General features: G+C 58.8%; 19 protein-coding genes. 9 read left to right on the top strand and 10 right to left on the bottom strand.

Annotated elements, in window-relative coordinates; genetic code table 11:
* Nucleotides 1-141: 141 nt before the first annotated feature.
* Nucleotides 142-1,125: an acrylyl-CoA reductase (NADPH) gene (gene acuI / locus AC07Y2_RS00340; protein ID WP_103385182.1), complete on the top strand. Its 984-nt coding sequence runs from the start codon at nucleotides 142-144 to the stop codon at nucleotides 1,123-1,125.
* On the opposite strand, the gene ada is transcribed toward acuI, so the two are convergent.
* From ada to AC07Y2_RS00365, 5 genes are all read right to left on the bottom strand, one after another.
* Nucleotides 1,126-2,199: a bifunctional DNA-binding transcriptional regulator/O6-methylguanine-DNA methyltransferase Ada gene (gene ada / locus AC07Y2_RS00345; protein WP_039768749.1), complete on the bottom strand. Its 1,074-nt coding sequence runs from the start codon at nucleotides 2,197-2,199 to the stop codon at nucleotides 1,126-1,128.
* Between the two features lie 88 nt (nucleotides 2,200-2,287).
* Nucleotides 2,288-2,950: a DNA oxidative demethylase AlkB gene (gene alkB / locus AC07Y2_RS00350; protein ID WP_103385183.1), complete on the bottom strand. Its 663-nt coding sequence runs from the start codon at nucleotides 2,948-2,950 to the stop codon at nucleotides 2,288-2,290.
* A 5-nt stretch (nucleotides 2,951-2,955) separates the two neighbouring features.
* Nucleotides 2,956-3,678, bottom strand: a complete 723-nt coding sequence (locus tag AC07Y2_RS00355; RefSeq protein WP_103385184.1) for a 2OG-Fe(II) oxygenase — start codon at nucleotides 3,676-3,678, stop codon at nucleotides 2,956-2,958.
* Nucleotides 3,679-3,769: 91 nt separating this feature from the next.
* On the bottom strand, nucleotides 3,770-3,940 hold the full coding sequence (locus AC07Y2_RS00360) for a hypothetical protein (protein ID WP_092163880.1): 171 nt from the start codon (nucleotides 3,938-3,940) through the stop codon (nucleotides 3,770-3,772).
* Nucleotides 3,941-3,974: 34 nt separating this feature from the next.
* Complete coding sequence (locus AC07Y2_RS00365) at nucleotides 3,975-4,277, bottom strand: DUF1883 domain-containing protein (RefSeq protein ID WP_039768744.1); 303 nt, start codon at nucleotides 4,275-4,277, stop codon at nucleotides 3,975-3,977.
* A 210-nt stretch (nucleotides 4,278-4,487) separates the two neighbouring features.
* On the opposite strand from AC07Y2_RS00365, the gene AC07Y2_RS00370 reads away from it, so the two are divergent.
* Both AC07Y2_RS00370 and AC07Y2_RS00375 read left to right on the top strand, forming a co-directional pair.
* On the top strand, nucleotides 4,488-4,844 hold the full coding sequence (locus tag AC07Y2_RS00370; protein ID WP_039768742.1) for a hypothetical protein: 357 nt from the start codon (nucleotides 4,488-4,490) through the stop codon (nucleotides 4,842-4,844).
* A 72-nt stretch (nucleotides 4,845-4,916) separates the two neighbouring features.
* Nucleotides 4,917-5,147: a hypothetical protein gene (locus AC07Y2_RS00375; protein ID WP_011334337.1), complete on the top strand. Its 231-nt coding sequence runs from the start codon at nucleotides 4,917-4,919 to the stop codon at nucleotides 5,145-5,147.
* Between the two features lie 2 nt (nucleotides 5,148-5,149).
* Here AC07Y2_RS00375 and AC07Y2_RS00380 read toward each other — a convergent pair whose 3' ends face one another.
* A complete protein-coding gene (locus AC07Y2_RS00380; RefSeq protein ID WP_039768738.1) occupies nucleotides 5,150-5,446 on the bottom strand; it encodes a hypothetical protein in 297 nt (98 codons plus the stop codon).
* A 139-nt stretch (nucleotides 5,447-5,585) separates the two neighbouring features.
* Nucleotides 5,586-5,774, bottom strand: a complete 189-nt coding sequence (locus AC07Y2_RS00385; protein ID WP_039768737.1) for a hypothetical protein — start codon at nucleotides 5,772-5,774, stop codon at nucleotides 5,586-5,588.
* A 247-nt stretch (nucleotides 5,775-6,021) separates the two neighbouring features.
* On the opposite strand from AC07Y2_RS00385, the gene galU reads away from it, so the two are divergent.
* Nucleotides 6,022-6,861: a UTP--glucose-1-phosphate uridylyltransferase GalU gene (galU, locus tag AC07Y2_RS00390; protein ID WP_039768735.1), complete on the top strand. Its 840-nt coding sequence runs from the start codon at nucleotides 6,022-6,024 to the stop codon at nucleotides 6,859-6,861.
* Nucleotides 6,862-6,990: 129 nt separating this feature from the next.
* Nucleotides 6,991-8,349: a glutathione-disulfide reductase gene (gene gorA / locus AC07Y2_RS00395; RefSeq protein ID WP_039768733.1), complete on the top strand. Its 1,359-nt coding sequence runs from the start codon at nucleotides 6,991-6,993 to the stop codon at nucleotides 8,347-8,349.
* On the opposite strand, the gene AC07Y2_RS00400 is transcribed toward gorA, so the two are convergent.
* Nucleotides 8,346-9,350, bottom strand: a complete 1,005-nt coding sequence (locus AC07Y2_RS00400; RefSeq protein ID WP_039768731.1) for a DNA-binding protein — start codon at nucleotides 9,348-9,350, stop codon at nucleotides 8,346-8,348. The two genes, gorA and AC07Y2_RS00400, sit on opposite strands and share 4 nt — an antisense overlap.
* A gap of 177 nt (nucleotides 9,351-9,527) precedes the next feature.
* Here AC07Y2_RS00400 and AC07Y2_RS00405 point away from each other — a divergent pair, with 177 nt between their 5' ends.
* From AC07Y2_RS00405 to ahpF, 3 genes are all read left to right on the top strand, one after another.
* Nucleotides 9,528-10,466 (top strand): site-specific integrase, encoded by a 939-nt coding sequence (locus tag AC07Y2_RS00405; RefSeq protein ID WP_103385185.1) that lies wholly within the window; start codon nucleotides 9,528-9,530, stop codon nucleotides 10,464-10,466.
* A 136-nt stretch (nucleotides 10,467-10,602) separates the two neighbouring features.
* Nucleotides 10,603-11,166, top strand: a complete 564-nt coding sequence (ahpC, locus tag AC07Y2_RS00410) for an alkyl hydroperoxide reductase subunit C (protein ID WP_007958941.1) — start codon at nucleotides 10,603-10,605, stop codon at nucleotides 11,164-11,166.
* Nucleotides 11,167-11,295: 129 nt separating this feature from the next.
* Entirely contained in the window at nucleotides 11,296-12,858 is a 1,563-nt protein-coding gene (gene ahpF / locus AC07Y2_RS00415; RefSeq protein WP_103385186.1) for an alkyl hydroperoxide reductase subunit F, read from the top strand.
* 82 nt (nucleotides 12,859-12,940) lie between these two features.
* Here ahpF and gloA read toward each other — a convergent pair whose 3' ends face one another.
* A complete protein-coding gene (gloA, locus tag AC07Y2_RS00420) occupies nucleotides 12,941-13,462 on the bottom strand; it encodes a lactoylglutathione lyase (RefSeq protein WP_074690477.1) in 522 nt (173 codons plus the stop codon).
* Nucleotides 13,463-13,604: 142 nt separating this feature from the next.
* Between gloA and AC07Y2_RS00425 the strand changes: the two genes are divergently transcribed.
* Nucleotides 13,605-14,123 carry a DUF4946 domain-containing protein gene (locus tag AC07Y2_RS00425; RefSeq protein ID WP_103385187.1) on the top strand — a complete coding sequence of 173 codons (519 nt, stop codon included), beginning with the start codon at nucleotides 13,605-13,607 and terminating at the stop codon, nucleotides 14,121-14,123.
* 206 nt (nucleotides 14,124-14,329) lie between these two features.
* Here the strand turns inward: AC07Y2_RS00425 and AC07Y2_RS00430 are convergent, their stop codons facing one another.
* The gene (locus AC07Y2_RS00430; RefSeq protein WP_039768722.1) at nucleotides 14,330-14,695 is read right to left on the bottom strand and encodes a histone-like nucleoid-structuring protein, MvaT/MvaU family; all 366 of its coding nucleotides are present in this window, start codon (nucleotides 14,693-14,695) and stop codon (nucleotides 14,330-14,332) included.
* Nucleotides 14,696-14,759: the final 64 nt, after the last annotated feature.

Genomic DNA, 14,759 nt, shown 5'->3' on the forward strand with positions numbered 1-14,759 from the left:
GACCAGCACAGATTTGTAGCTTGAACAGCCGACTTTGGCTCGGCGTTGGGGCGCGATTGGCTAAAGGTCGAGTGGGGCAAAATGTTGCAATGTGCTATTCCAATGCCTCGACATCCTGAATTTCACCGGTAAGAGGCAGTCATGTTTAAAGGCATTGTGATCGATAAAGACAACAGCGGTTATCGCGCCAACCTGCAAGAGATCAGTGATGAGCAGCTGCCGGACGGCGATGTGACGGTTCGCGTCGCGTACAGCACGCTGAACTTCAAGGACGGCCTGGCGATCACCGGCAGCAGCCCGGTGGTGCGCAAGTTTCCGATGGTGCCGGGGATCGATCTGGCGGGCACCGTCGAAGTCAGCTCGCACCCGAACTACAAGGTCGGCGACGCGGTGCTGCTCAACGGCTGGGGCGTCGGCGAAAGCCACTGGGGCGGACTCGCGCAGAAGGCGCGACTGAACGGTGACTGGCTGATTCCGCTGCCCAAGGCATTCACCGCTGCGCAAGCCATGGCCATCGGCACGGCGGGCTATACGGCGATGCTGTGCGTCATGGCGCTGGAACGCAACGGCGTGACCCCGCAACAGGGCGAAGTGCTGGTGACTGGCGCCAACGGCGGCGTCGGCAGTTTTGCCATCGCGTTGCTGAGCAAGCTGGGCTATCGCGTAGTCGCTTCGACCGGTCGGGTGTCGGAACACGAATACCTGAAACAACTGGGTGCCAGCGAAATCATTGATCGCGCCACCCTGTCCGAACCCGGCAAGCCGCTGGCCAAGGAGCGCTGGGCGGGCGTCATCGATTCGGTCGGCAGCCACACGCTCGCCAATGCCTGCGCCAGCACTCGGGCCGAAGGCACCGTGGCCGCGTGCGGTCTGGCTCAGGGCATGGATTTCCCGGCGTCGGTGGCGCCGTTCATTCTGCGTGGCGTGACACTGGCCGGGATCAACAGCGTGACCCAGCCCACGGCCCGCCGCATCGAGGCTTGGGATCGTCTGGCGAAGGACCTGGATTTTGCCCTGTTGCCACTGATCAGTCATGAAATCGGCCTCGGCGAAGCTATCGACGCGGCACCGAAGTTGCTGGCGGGGCAACTCCGGGGGCGAGTTGTCGTTGATGTGAATCGCTGATTACTGTCGGGGTTTGCCTTCACGCTCGAGCAATTCGCGCTTGCGCTCCACGCCCCAGCGGTAGCCCGACAGATTGCCGTCACTGCGCACAACGCGATGACAGGGGATCGCTACCGCCAGGCTGTTGGCGCCGCAAGCCTGGGCCACAGCGCGCACGGCTTTTGGCGAGCCGATCCGCAGGGCGATGTCCGCGTAGCTGGCGGTGCTGCCGACCGGTATTTCCCGCAGCGCCTGCCACACCCGTTCCTGAAACGCGGTGCCGCGCACATCCAGCGGTAAGTCGAGGCCGATGGCAGGCGCTTCGATGAAGCCGACGACGCGAGCGATCAGTTGTTCGAACTCGGCATCGGCACCGATCAGGTTGGCCCGGCGAAACTGGTCCTGCAGGTCGCACACCAATTGGTGCGGATCGTCCCCCAGCAGAATCGCGCAAATCCCGCGCTCACTCTGTGCCACCAGAATAGCCCCGAGCGAGCATTGGCCGACGGCGAAGCGGATGTCGTTGTTCTGGCCGGCAGCCCGGAAGTCGCCGGGTTTCATGCCCAGCACCTGATCGGCCGCCTCGTAGAAACGGCTGTTGGAATTGAAACCGGCGTCATACAACGCGTCGGTCACCGAGCCGCCGTCCGCCAGACGCTGACGAACCCGACGCGAGCGATGCGCGGCGGCATAGCCTTTGGGCGTCAGGCCCGTTGCTGCTTTGAACACGCGATGAAAATGAAAGGCGCTCAGGCCGGCAGTCTCGGCGAGATCGTTGAGCGCCGGCAGGCTGTCCGACGCTTCGATCTGGCGACAGGCTGCCGCGACGGTCGCAGCATGTTGCGCGGCGACTTCGGTCTGATCCTTGCTCGCCCGTTTGCTGGGACGATAGCCCGCTGCCTCGGCATCCTCGGCGGTGTCGAAAAACTCGACGTTCTGCGGTTTCGGCAAGCGCGCCAGGCTGCTGGGGCGGCAATAGATGCCGGTGGTTTTCACGGCATAGACGAACTGGCCGTCCGCCCGAGCGTCGCGTGCCACGACTGCGGCCCAGCGTGGATCGTCTTCAGTGTTCAGCGAGGTGGTAAGCGTTTTCATGATGGAGAGTCCGTTGACCTGTTGAATTTCAGGTTAACCAGTGCCACCGGCCGGAACACTCCGAGCCTTGCGGTCAAACTTTGCAGGATTATCCGGCGACGCGAAACGTGAGGTTGAAGCGTTGTTCTCCCAGGCGCGGGTGTCGGCCAGGCTTGATTGGCAGGATGCCGTGAAAGCGCAGCCGGTCGACGCCGCCCCAGATCACCATGTCGCCGTGCAGTAGCGGGATTTTCTGGCTCCTGTCGCCACGCGTGAAACCGCCGAACAGGAACGTCGCGGGCAAGCCCAATGACAGCGAAACGATCGGCGCTTCGTAGGCATTTTCGTCTTTGTCCTGATGCAACGACATCTTCGCGCCTGGGACATAACGATTGATCAGGCAGGAATCCGGCATGAATTCGGAAAATCCGGCGCCTTTCGCCGCCGCCTGTGCCAATTCACGAAACACCTCGGGCATTGCCGGCCAGGGTCGATGGCTCACTGGATCTTCGGATGAATAGCGGTAACCGCTGCGATCGGTGATCCAGCCCAGTGCACCGCAACTGCTGGTGGCCACCGACATGCTGAAGCCCCCGGGCGTCATCATGTGGCGCAACGGAGCGCAGGCTATGATCGATTCCAGGGCCGGCAACAACTGCTCGATTCGCGGCAATGCAAAGCCGCGCAACACCCAGGATTGCTCGCCGATCTGTTCGGCGCGCCGGGGCTGCTCGGATTCTGTGTCGGCGAACAGATCGAAGGTGGTTTGCATGATCGTCAGGTCGCGTCGTGGAAGATGATGCCCAGAGTATGCCGTTTTCCGCTGTGCAGTCGGCTGACACCGTGGCGTATGGTCACCCGATAGTCGCCGCGCACGCCTTTGACCGGGCGCTGGTTGACGGCAAAGATCAGCGCGTCGCCTTTTCTCAGGTCCATCACCAGAGGGCGTGATTGCATTCTCGGACGTTGTTCCGTCAGGACAAATTCACCGCCGGTGAAATCTTCGCCAGGTTCTGACAGAAGAATCGCCACTTGCAGCGGAAACACATGTTCGCCGTACAGATCCTGATGCAGACAGTTGTAGTCCTGCGGGCCGTATTGCAGCAAGAGCGGGGTAGGTCGCAGTTGACCGGCGGTGTGGCAGCGATCGAGAAATTCGCTGTGTTGCGCTGGAAAACGCTCCAGCAGCCCCATTCGCTCCTGCCAGCGGTTGGCCAGAGGCACGAGTCGCGGGTAAAGCGCGCTGCGCAGGCGTTCCACCACGGATGGAAGCGGATAGCGCAGGTATTTGTATTCCCCGCGTCCGAAACCGTGGTGGGCCATGATCACCTGGGACCGGAACGGTTCGCTTTGTGGGTAAAGCGCACTCAATCGATCGCAGGTCTCCGGACGCAGCAGCGTGCGGATGAGGGCGCAACCGTCCTGATCCAGTTGCCGCTCCAGGGCGATCCAGTCGAGCGCAACGAGCGGGGAGGCGGGTGAGGCGGGTGAGGATGACATGCTGATTCCTTGGCTTGCATTCAGGTATCAGTCTGGGCCGTCCACCCGGCCGGAACACTCCGCCGCTTGCGGTCAAATTGTCATCCGGGGCTTACAGGGCTTTGCTGACGCTGATGTCGCTGATCACATCGTCGCTCTGGCCGTGCAGGGCATTCAGTGCTGCCTTGGCTTCTTCCGGCGTGCCGTTTTCCAGTTGGGCGAACTCGAAGCGGCGTTCACCGTTGAGTTTGTACTTGATTACGTATTTGGTCGTTTGGGCCACGTTGATGCTTACCTGTCTGCGTTGGCGGAACCGCTCAGCTGAGTTTGGAGCTGGAGCGGCGGATGATCTTGATCGAATGCGTCAGGGTCGGCTTGCGGGTCACGCTGATTGCCCGGCGGCTGACGGTGTCGATGGTGATGTTCCAGAAACCGGTGCTTGGCGCAGTGATACGGGCCGGGAACGTGTCGAAAGCACCGCCGTGATAGGTGTGGCGGCCGCCATTCTTGAAGCTGCGGAAGTTGGCGTCGTTCATCAAGCGGATGTTGCAGGTTTGCGAGCATTGAATGACGACGATGTCGTCTTCGTTGAGGTGCTCGCGCTGGTGAATGAATTTCATGGGCGCCTCCAGAAGGGCTTTTTCTACAAAATCAAAACGATAGCATTGTCGATTGGCGCAGTTTATCAGCCCGGACAGGTTATTATCCGGCCGTCGGGCAGCGCTTTGACAATTAAAAACAGAATTCACGATTCGATGTGGGTTAAATGCAGTGAGCCTCGGAGAAAAACGGCATTCATGCTGTCGGAGGGTCTTTATTGGAGGTTTTGTATGAAGTGGGGTGTGGTGATTCTGCCGTTGGCATTGGCAATGGGTGGTTGCGCAAGTGTTTCGGAAATCAATGAAACACTGCCGACCATGAACGTCATTTCCGGCAAGAAGCCCCATGAATATGCTGAATGCCTGGCCGAAAAGCTGTCCAGCAGCCGCGGTGCCCTGCAGGTAGAGCGGAACAAGGACGAGGTTCGGGTCATTGTGCCGGGCAAGCTGGGATCGGGGCCGGCGGCGGTGTTTGACATCGAGGATCGCTCCGGTGGCAGCAGCATCAAGCTGCACGAGCGGATGTCCAACGTGCCGCTGCGTCCATGGGATGTACGCAAAGCCGCCACGGCCTGTATTTCCGGCTGATAGACTGTCAGCAGTCAGCATTGATGCCGTCACAGCGTTGCTGTGGCGGCATTGTCATTTCCGGAGCGGTGAATGAAGAGAGAGCAGGTGCGGGAGCGACACAAGGAAGGGCTTATTGCGGCTACCCATGTGATCCAGAACCCGGCAAATCCGGGGGAGTGGATCGTGTTTTTCAAGAAAAGCGCCGGGCGCAGTTACTTCCTGGTCGACGATAACGACGAAGTCGAATCATTCAACCGGCTCGACGACCTGATCGAGGTCGTGCGCGGGCTGGGGATCAAATTCGCCGAAATTCACATGTAAGGCTATTTGCAGACCACTACCACGCTGCGGGTTTTGTAGTTGCCGACGTCGACGCCCAGCGTCTTGTCGTCTTCCTTGGGCGCCGGTGTGCCGTCAGTTCCGACGATGCGATAACCGGTGCCGGCGCAGGACGCGTCAGCCTTTTCATAGCAGGTGGCCCAGGAATTGGCCTCGCCGGAGCAATCGATGCTCAACCCTTGTTCGCCATTGTTCAGGTAAGTGGTCTGTGAAGTGGCGCAGCCGGTCAGGGCGGCGAGTGCAATCAGCGGCAGGAAACTGATGAGGGAACGGTTGGTCATGGCAATGTCGTCTTCGAGGAGGAGGGGCTAGACGCTATGACAGCGCCGGCAGGAAAAGGTTATAGCGATTGGCCACTTCTTTTCGCGCAGCCAAAAAAAAGCCCTGCGCAATGGCAGGGCCGGCCTTCGTCGTTACCGATCAGTCCTGTTCCTTGCCGCGACGTTTCGGAGCTGCGGGCGTGTAATCGAGCACCGCGGCGACTTCAATCGCCATCGCCTCTGTGGGCAACGGGCCGGACACGTCTTCGCCGTTGGTGGCAGTGATATGCCACTGGCCATCTTTAGCCTTGGCGACGGTGTACCCGTTGATGATTTTTGCTGCGGACATCTAGCGGCCTCGTTGGCTGGTTCAAAGGCGCCATGATAACGGTAAATGGGCGAACGGGCGCAGGTCGATGCGGCGTTCCGAGATCTTTGGGCTAAGCTGAATGCGCAGCCTCTGTGAGCGGATTGAACTATCCGCCAGTTTATTTCTCTATGTTGACATCGGTTAGCCAGTGCGGGGCATTGTAAGGTGCGCGCCGCCTGATTAGACTGCGCCGAAACTCGTACACACAGCCCTTTCAAGGACTTATATGATCAAGAAATGCTTGTTCCCAGCAGCCGGTTACGGTACTCGCTTCCTCCCAGCGACGAAGGCCATGCCCAAAGAAATGCTGCCGGTGGTAAACAAGCCACTGATCCAGTACGGCGTCGAAGAAGCTCTGGATGCTGGCCTGAACGAAATTTCCATCGTGACCGGCCGTGGCAAGCGCGCCCTGGAAGACCACTTCGACATCAGCTACGAGCTGGAAAACCAGATCAAGGGCACCGACAAGGAAAAATACCTGGTCGGTATCCGCAAGCTGCTGGACGAGTGCTCGTTCTCCTACACCCGCCAGACCGAAATGAAAGGCCTGGGTCACGCGATCCTGACCGGTCGCCCATTGATCGGCGACGAACCGTTCGCCGTAGTGCTGGCGGACGACCTGTGCGTCAACCTCGACGGTGACGGCGTACTGACCCAGATGGTCAAGCTGTACAAGCAGTTCCGCTGCTCGATCATCGCCATTCAGGAAGTCGATCCGCAAGAAACCAGCAAGTACGGCGTGATCGCTGGCGAAATGATCCGCGACGACATCTACCGCGTACACAGCATGGTCGAGAAGCCAAAGCCGGAAGACGCACCGTCGAACCTGGCGATCATTGGTCGTTACATTCTGACTCCGGACATCTTCGACCTGATCGAACAGACCGAGCCAGGCAAGGGCGGTGAAATCCAGATCACCGACGCCCTGATGAAACAAGCCCAGAACGGCTGCGTGATGGCTTACAAGTTCAAGGGCAAGCGCTTCGACTGCGGTGGTGCTGAAGGCTATATCGAAGCAACCAACTTCTGCTTCGAAAACTTCTACAAGACTGGCAAGGCTTACTGATAGCGCCTGATCTGCCTGTACGAAAAAGCCACCTTCGGGTGGCTTTTTCATTTTCCGCCCCTATATCGGCAGGAGTGCTTGCCCAACGGACGACGGCGGGTATGCTGATCGCCTGCCGAGGAGATAGAAATGGCCTACGATTTTGACCTTTATGTGATTGGCGCCGGTTCCGGCGGTGTGCGGGCTGCGCGTTTTGCTGCCGGGTTCGGTGCGAAAGTGGCGGTGGCCGAGAGCCGTTATCTGGGCGGCACCTGCGTCAACGTCGGTTGCGTACCGAAAAAACTGTTGGTGTATGGCGCGCATTTCGCCGAAGACTTCGAACAGTCCTCGGGTTTTGGCTGGAGCCTGGGCGAGGCGGATTTCGATTGGGCCACGCTGATCGCCAACAAGGATCGCGAGATCAATCGCCTGAACGGCATTTATCGCAATCTGCTGGTCAACAGCGGCGTGACGCTGCATGAAGCCCACGCGAAGATCGTCGGCCCGCACGAAGTCGAGGTCAATGGCGAGCGATACACTGCGAAGAATATTCTGATCGCCACCGGTGGCTGGCCGCAGATCCCCGAAATTCCTGGGCATGAACATGCGATCAGCTCAAACCAGGCGTTCTTCCTCAAAGAACTGCCCAAGCGCGTGCTGGTCGTCGGCGGCGGGTACATCGCCGTCGAATTTGCCGGGATTTTCCATGGGCTGGGCGCCAACACGACATTGCTGTATCGCGGGGATCTGTTCCTGCGCGGTTTCGACGGTTCAGTGCGTAACCATTTGAAAGAAGAGCTGACCAAGCGCGGTATGGATCTGCAATTCAATGCCGACATTGCGCGCATCGACAAGCAGCCGGATGGCAGCCTGAAGGCGATCCTGAAGGATGGTCGCGTACTGGAAGCGGATTGCGTGTTCTACGCCACCGGCCGACGTCCGATGCTGGACAACCTGGGGCTGGAGAACACTGATGTGCAGCTCGACGACAAGGGCTTCATCAAAGTCGACGAGCAATATCAAACCACCGAGCCGTCGATTCTGGCGCTGGGCGATGTCATCGGTCGTGTGCAATTGACGCCGGTGGCGCTGGCTGAAGGCATGGCGGTGGCGCGGCGTCTGTTCAAGCCTGAGCAATATCGTCCGGTGGATTACAAGATGATCCCGACGGCAGTGTTCAGTCTGCCGAACATCGGCACTGTTGGGCTGACCGAAGAAGAGGCGCGGGAAGCGGGTCACGACGTCGTGATCTACGAAAGCCGCTTCCGGCCGATGAAACTGACCCTGACTGATTGCCAAGAGCGCACGCTGATGAAGCTGGTGGTCGATGGCAAGTCCGACAAGGTGTTGGGTTGTCACATGGTCGGGCCGGATGCCGGCGAGATCGTGCAGGGTCTGGCGATCGCGTTGAAGGCTGGCGCCACCAAGCGTGACTTCGACGACACCATCGGGGTACACCCGACGGCGGCCGAAGAGTTTGTCACCATGCGTACGCCGGTCGGCGCTTAAGTCTTTTTCGGTTCTGCTGCGTCTGGCGCTGCCGCAACGGCAGTGGCCAGGCGCAAGCTGGCTTGAACCTTGGTCAATTCCTTTTCCAATGACTGATTGAGCTGCGACTGCTCGTCGACGTTCTGCTTGAGCGTCTGGCTTTCCAGCAGAGCCACGCGCAGGCGTTCCTGGAGGAGGGTGCGTTCGCTGTCGACGCGTGACGCTTGCTCCAGCAGTTGATCCTGACGCTGATTGCTTTGTTTGAGCTGATCCTGCATCAGGCTCAATTCGCGTACGGTGCCGCGATTCTCGGTCAGCAGACGTTCGTTGTCGCGGTGCAACTGAGTGATCTCGTCCTGGCGTACCAGTGCGCTTTGCTGCGCCTGGCGCAACTCCATCTGCAACTGCTGAACCTGAGTTTCGTGACGGCTTTGCTCCTGCTCACGCTGTTCCTTGATGGCGTTGCGGTAGTGCTCAAGCGCATCGCGGGCGTGCAGGTGCTTCTCTTCCAGCGAGCGGATCTGCTCGTCCTTGTCCTGCAGGCGCAATTCAAAGTCTGCCAGTGCCTGATTCAGTCCGGCATTGCGGGTCTGTTCGGTCTGCAACATCGAGCGGGTATCGCTCAGCGCTTCGGATTCCTTGGCCAGCGCGGCAGTCTGAATGTCGTGCTTCTTCTCCAGTTGCACATGATCCTGACGAAGCTGATTCAGTTCGTCCTCCAGTGCCTGACGCTGTTGCTCGTACTGCTCGCGCGCCTGGTCAATCGGTTCCTGTGCCTGTTCTTTCAGGCGTTGGGCAAGGCGCGTAACGAGTGCCAGCAGCTCGTCATCGATGGGTTCTGCCGAAGGATCGGCCGGTTCGCTGCCGTCATCCAGCTCTTTCAGATAGCGATGAATCGTGGTTTTTGAACCCGTATTACCAAGTTCGATTCGTACTGCGTCGATGCTGGGGTGTTCGCCACGGGCGAGGATCGCTGCGCGCGCGATCTGGACCACTGCTTTATTAACGCCGCCACGGGCCATATCTGCTCCTACCATTTCGTACTGTGGTACATGCCACTAAAGTACGAAGTGTACCATGTTGAAAATAAAGTGAAACAAGCGCTGATAAACGGACGGGATATACTGGTATTACCCCATGTGAAACCCGTAAAATCGGTTTCCGCACAAACCTCCAGTACGCCACGAGAAAATCAGCCCATGAGCGATATCGATCGCTATCTGCAAGCCGCCACCCGTGACAACACTCGCCGCAGTTATCGCGCAGCCATCGAGCACTTCGAATCTGCGTGGGGAGGGTTTCTGCCGGCGACAGCGGACAGCATCGCGCGGTATCTGGTGGCGCATGCCGGCGTGCTGTCGGTCAACACGCTGAAGTTGCGTCTGTCGGCGCTGGCGCAGTGGCATAACAGTCAGGGCTTCGCCGATCCCACCAAGTCGCCGGTGGTGCGCAAAGTGTTCAAGGGCATTCGCGCCCTGCATCCCGCGCAGGAAAAACAGGCCGAGCCACTCCAGCTGCGCGATCTTGAGCAGACCGTCGCCTGCCTTGAGCAGGAAATGAAAGGCGCCCGGGAGCAACAGGACCGGCCGGTGCTGCTCCGAGCCTGCCGCGACCGCGCGTTGATCCTGCTGGGCTTCTGGCGTGGCTTTCGCAGCGATGAGCTGTGTCGGGTGCAGATCGAGCACGTGCAGGCGCACGCCAGCAGCGGCATCACCCTGTACCTGCCGCGCAGTAAGGGCGATCGGGAAAACCTCGGGCAGACCTATCAGGCCCCGGCGCTGCTGAAGTTGTGCCCGGTGCAGGCTTATATCGAATGGATCACCGAAGCGGCGCTGGTGCGGGGCCCGGTGTTTCGCGCCGTCGACCGGTGGGGCAATCTGAGCGAAGAGGGCTTGCACGCCAACAGTGTGATCCCTTTGTTGCGCCAGGTCCTGGAGCGCGCCGGGATCTCCGCCGAGCGCTACACCAGCCATTCTCTGCGCCGCGGCTTCGCGACATGGGCCCATCAAAGCGGCTGGGACCTCAAGTCGTTGATGAGTTACGTGGGCTGGAAGGATATGAAGTCCGCCATGCGCTATGTTGAAGCGAGCCCCTTTCACGGGATGGCCCGGATTACGGATAAGCCGCTGTCGCCGTAGATATCGTTTTCTTCTATTAATATCCTCAGCTAATAGCGAAAACAAATCAGCAGCATCAGGTTTGCCAATGAGCCATCCGTCGAGTGACTGGGTAGGATTCACCCATCGAATTCACAACCCTGACGGAGAGTCATCAATGCCTATCATCAACAGCCAAGTAAAACCGTTCAAAGCTACCGCGTTCAAAAACGGCGACTTCGTACAAGTCTCGGACGCTGACCTGAAAGGCAAATGGTCCGTAGTGTTCTTCTACCCGGCCGACTTCACTTTCGTTTGCCCAACCGAACTCGAAGACCTGGCTGACAACTACGCCGCCTTCCAAAAGCTGGGCGTAGAGATCTACAGCGTTTCGACCGACACCCACTTTGCTCACGCTGCCTGGCACAACACTTCGCCAGCCATCGGCAAAATCCAGTACACCATGATCGGCGACCCGACTCAGGTCATCTCCCGCAACTTCGACGTGCTGATCGAAGAAGCAGGTCTGGCTGACCGTGGCACCTTCGTGATCAACCCTGAAGGCCAGATCAAAATCGTTGAACTGAACGATGGCGGCGTTGGCCGTGACGCTTCCGAGCTGCTGCGCAAAATCAAGGCTGCTCAGTACGTCGCTGCTCACCCAGGCGAAGTTTGCCCGGCCAAGTGGAAAGAAGGCGAGGCCACTCTGGCTCCGTCCCTGGACCTGGTCGGCAAGATCTAAGTCTGTGACAAACGCAATGCAGGGCGGGATTCCGCACCTACTCAAGTAAGCTGCACCGCCCAATAGAAAAGCCCGGGCGAGATTCGCTCGGGCTTTTTTCGCCTCAAATAAAGTCAGGAGATCGCCCGTATGTTGGACGCCAATCTTAAAGCCCAGTTGAAATCGTACCTGGAACGGGTCACCCAGCCGATCGAGATCGTTGCCTCACTCGACGACGGTGCGAAATCCCGTGAAATGCTCGACCTGCTGAAAGATGTTGCCAGTCTTTCGCACCAAATTACCTTGATCGACAGCGGCGACGATGCACGCAAGCCGTCGTTCTCGATCAACCGCCCCGGTGCCGACATCAGCCTGCGTTTCGCCGGCATTCCGATGGGCCATGAATTCACTTCGCTGGTGCTGGCCCTGCTGCAAGTCGGCGGCCACCCTTCGAAGGCCATTGTCGAAGTGATCGAACAGATCCGCTCGCTCAAGGGCGAGTTCAACTTCGAGACTTATTTTTCGCTGTCCTGCCAGAACTGCCCGGACGTCGTTCAGGCACTGAACCTGATGGCCGTGCTGAACCCGAACATCCGCCACGTCGCCATCGACGGTGCGCTGTTCCAGGACGAAGTCAACGATCGCAAGATCATGGCTGTGCCGAGCATTTACCTGAACGGCGAAAACTTTGGTCAGGGCCGCATGGGCCTGGAAGAAATCCTCGCCAAACTCGACACCGGCGCCATCGAGCGTCAGGCCGAGAAAATCAGCGCCAAGCAAGCCTTTGATGTGCTGGTGGTCGGCGGTGGCCCGGCTGGTGCTTCGGCGGCGATCTACGCCGCACGGAAAGGCATTCGCACCGGTGTTGCAGCCGAGCGCTTCGGCGGTCAGGTGCTGGACACCATGGCCATCGAGAACTTCATTTCCGTGCAGGAAACCGAAGGCCCGAAACTGGCGACCGCGCTGGAAGAACACGTCAAGCAATACGACGTCGACATCATGAACCTGCAACGTGCCGATAAGCTGATCCCGGGCAAGAATGGCGAGCTGCATGAAGTTCACTTCGCGAGCGGCGCGACCCTCAAGGCCAAGAGCGTGATTCTGGCGACCGGCGCGCGGTGGCGTGAAATGAACGTGCCGGGCGAGCAGGAATACCGCAACAAAGGCGTGGCGTACTGCCCGCACTGCGACGGCCCGCTGTTCAAAGGCAAGCGTGTGGCGGTGATTGGCGGCGGTAACTCCGGCGTCGAAGCGGCCATTGACTTGGCCGGTATCGTGTCTCACGTCACCTTGCTGGAGTTCGACGTACAGCTGCGCGCCGACGCCGTATTGCAACGCAAGCTGCACAGCCTGCCGAACGTCACCGTGATCACCAGTGCGCTGACCACTGAAGTCACCGGCGATGGCCAGAAGGTCAACGGTCTGCGCTACAAGGATCGCAATACTGACGAGTCGCGCACGGTCGAGCTGGAAGGGATCTTCGTGCAGATCGGTCTGCTGCCCAACACCGATTGGCTCAAAGGCACCATCGAGCTGTCGCCGCGCGGCGAGATCATCGTCGATAATCGCGGTGAAACCTCGATCCCCGGTATCTTCGCCGCCGGTGACGTGACCACCGTGCCGTACAAGCAAATCGTGATTGCGGTGGGCGAGGGTGCCAAGGCTTCTCTCAGCGCTTTTGATCACTTGATCCGCACTTCGGCTCCGGCGTAAATCCCGGGCCTGAAACAGAAAAAACCCCATCAGCGATGATGGGGTTTTTTCTTTGTGGGGTGCTTTCTACCCCGTTTCAGCTTTACAGCGGTGCCGGCTGAATGATCTCGACCCAGTAGCCATCCGGATCCTTGATGAACGCCAGGCTCTTCATGCGGCCATCGGTCAGGCGCTTCTGGAAGTCGCAGCCCAGTTCTTCAAAGCGCGCGCAGGCAGCGACGATGTCCGGTACCGAAATGCAGATGTGGCCGAAACCACGTGGGTCGGTGTTGCCGTTGTGGTAGGCGAACTCTGCTTCGTTCTCGGTGCCATGGTTGTGGGTCAGTTCCAGAATGCCGGGAATCGACTTCATCCACTCGGTGCGGGCAGCGGCGTCAGCCGGGATCTGCGATTTGTCGACCAGGGCGAGGAAGTACAGGCTGAATTCCGCTTCCGGGAAATCACGCTTCTCTACCAGCGAGAAACCCAGTACGCGGGTGTAGAAATCCAGCGACTTGGTGATGTCTTTGACGCGCAGCATGGTGTGGTTGAACACGAAGTTGCGGGTTGCGCTGTCCGGGGTGGCGGTGACGCCGGGGAAGGTGTTCAGTTCTTGCAGGCTCATGAGCCCTCCGTAACAAATTGGGGCGAGTGAATGGGCGCAATGATACGCATGCCTGGCAGCATCGCCAAACCGAAAGCGCGGGCTTGCCCTGTGAGCGGGCGAGCCTCAGACTTTACGGCTCAATCCGCGAGTGCCTCTGGTAATGATCCGACCGTTCAAATCGCTGTTCGTTTTCCTGGGTTTTTCCCTGCTTGCTCTGCCGGCCTTTGCCGAAGCGCCGAGCATCACTTGGCCCGCCGGCTGGGAGGTCGAGGCGCTGCCCGAAACCTCGCCTGAGGTCTCGCGTCAGCGCGCAGTGAAGACTGACGCCGATGGCAATCAGGTGATGGTGATGGAGTTGACGATGACCCGTGTGGAAAGTGGCCACCAGGTCAACTTGCAGGGCGTGTTACTGGAGATGCGCAAGTCGGTGCAGAAAGACTTTTTCCAGAGCGGTTATCAGAGTGTCTGCAACAGGGTTCATCCGAGTACGCTCGGTTCGCTGACAGCGCTTGAGACCACTTGTACGGTGACTGAAAACGGTCGCCATGTGTTGTCGCAAACATTGGTTGCAGCGGTCGAGGCGGAAAAAGCGTACGTACTTTCGTATGCCGGGCAGGCGGAGGTTTATAAAGCCAGCGGCGACGACATAGTGGCTGCGCGAAACAGCTTGAAATTTTAGTCGTCTGTTGTGGCCGGCGTGGTGTTAGATACCTGAATTGATTAAACATAAAGTTAATCTTGGGTACTGGGGGCAACATTCCGAAGCATAGTTTCAGTGCGGAAGCGGTTTGAGAATCAACTTTCCCGCCAGAAAAATCGTTTCATTTGTTAAATATTGTCCAAAAAAAAGCCCTGCATATGCAGGGCTTTCATGTTTGCGAGAGATTAACCGCGCAACCAGGAATCAACGGTAGCTGCACCGTATTTTTCCTTCCAGGCTTTCAAGCCGCGATGGTTGCCACCCTTGGTCTCGATCAGTTCGCCAGTGTGCGGGTTCTGATAGACCTTGACCACTCGAGCGCGGCGGGTTTTAGGTGCGGCGGTCAGTTGCAGGCCGGATTTCGCCGGGTTCGGATCGAGAATGGCGATGATGTCTTTCAGGCCTTTGCCGTAGGTTTTCATCAGCCCCTGGAGCTTTTCTTCGAATTCGATTTCTTTCTTGAGCCCGGCATCATTCTTCAGCGACTCCAGCTGCTTGAGCTGTTCCTGAAGGGCCTTTTCAGCTGCACGAAATTCAGCGAGTCTGGACAATATCTTTACTCCAATAGTGTGTTTGGCTGATACCAACCGCAAACAAAGCTATAAGCCAAGAGCC

This window comes from Pseudomonas sp. GW456-12-1-14-TSB6 (assembly GCF_059424205.1).

Bases quoted from the DNA above. Each gene is read 5' to 3' on its own strand.
- AC07Y2_RS00365 (WP_039768744.1), bottom strand. From the start codon at position 4,277: ATGAAATTCATTCACCAGCGCGAGCACCTCAACGAAGACGACATCGTC.
- galU (WP_039768735.1), top strand. From the start codon at position 6,022: ATGATCAAGAAATGCTTGTTCCCAGCAGCCGGTTACGGTACTCGCTTC.
- alkB (WP_103385183.1), bottom strand. From the start codon at position 2,950: ATGCAAACCACCTTCGATCTGTTCGCCGACACAGAATCCGAGCAGCCC.
- AC07Y2_RS00385 (WP_039768737.1), bottom strand. From the start codon at position 5,774: ATGTCCGCAGCAAAAATCATCAACGGGTACACCGTCGCCAAGGCTAAA.
- ahpC (WP_007958941.1), top strand. From the start codon at position 10,603: ATGCCTATCATCAACAGCCAAGTAAAACCGTTCAAAGCTACCGCGTTC.
- AC07Y2_RS00425 (WP_103385187.1), top strand. From the start codon at position 13,605: ATGATCCGACCGTTCAAATCGCTGTTCGTTTTCCTGGGTTTTTCCCTG.
- AC07Y2_RS00355 (WP_103385184.1), bottom strand. From the start codon at position 3,678: ATGTCATCCTCACCCGCCTCACCCGCCTCCCCGCTCGTTGCGCTCGAC.
- AC07Y2_RS00405 (WP_103385185.1), top strand. From the start codon at position 9,528: ATGAGCGATATCGATCGCTATCTGCAAGCCGCCACCCGTGACAACACT.
- ada (WP_039768749.1), bottom strand. From the start codon at position 2,199: ATGAAAACGCTTACCACCTCGCTGAACACTGAAGACGATCCACGCTGG.
- gloA (WP_074690477.1), bottom strand. From the start codon at position 13,462: ATGAGCCTGCAAGAACTGAACACCTTCCCCGGCGTCACCGCCACCCCG.
- AC07Y2_RS00400 (WP_039768731.1), bottom strand. From the start codon at position 9,350: ATGGCCCGTGGCGGCGTTAATAAAGCAGTGGTCCAGATCGCGCGCGCA.
- AC07Y2_RS00370 (WP_039768742.1), top strand. From the start codon at position 4,488: ATGAAGTGGGGTGTGGTGATTCTGCCGTTGGCATTGGCAATGGGTGGT.
- acuI (WP_103385182.1), top strand. From the start codon at position 142: ATGTTTAAAGGCATTGTGATCGATAAAGACAACAGCGGTTATCGCGCC.
- AC07Y2_RS00375 (WP_011334337.1), top strand. From the start codon at position 4,917: ATGAAGAGAGAGCAGGTGCGGGAGCGACACAAGGAAGGGCTTATTGCG.
- AC07Y2_RS00380 (WP_039768738.1), bottom strand. From the start codon at position 5,446: ATGACCAACCGTTCCCTCATCAGTTTCCTGCCGCTGATTGCACTCGCC.
- gorA (WP_039768733.1), top strand. From the start codon at position 6,991: ATGGCCTACGATTTTGACCTTTATGTGATTGGCGCCGGTTCCGGCGGT.
- ahpF (WP_103385186.1), top strand. From the start codon at position 11,296: ATGTTGGACGCCAATCTTAAAGCCCAGTTGAAATCGTACCTGGAACGG.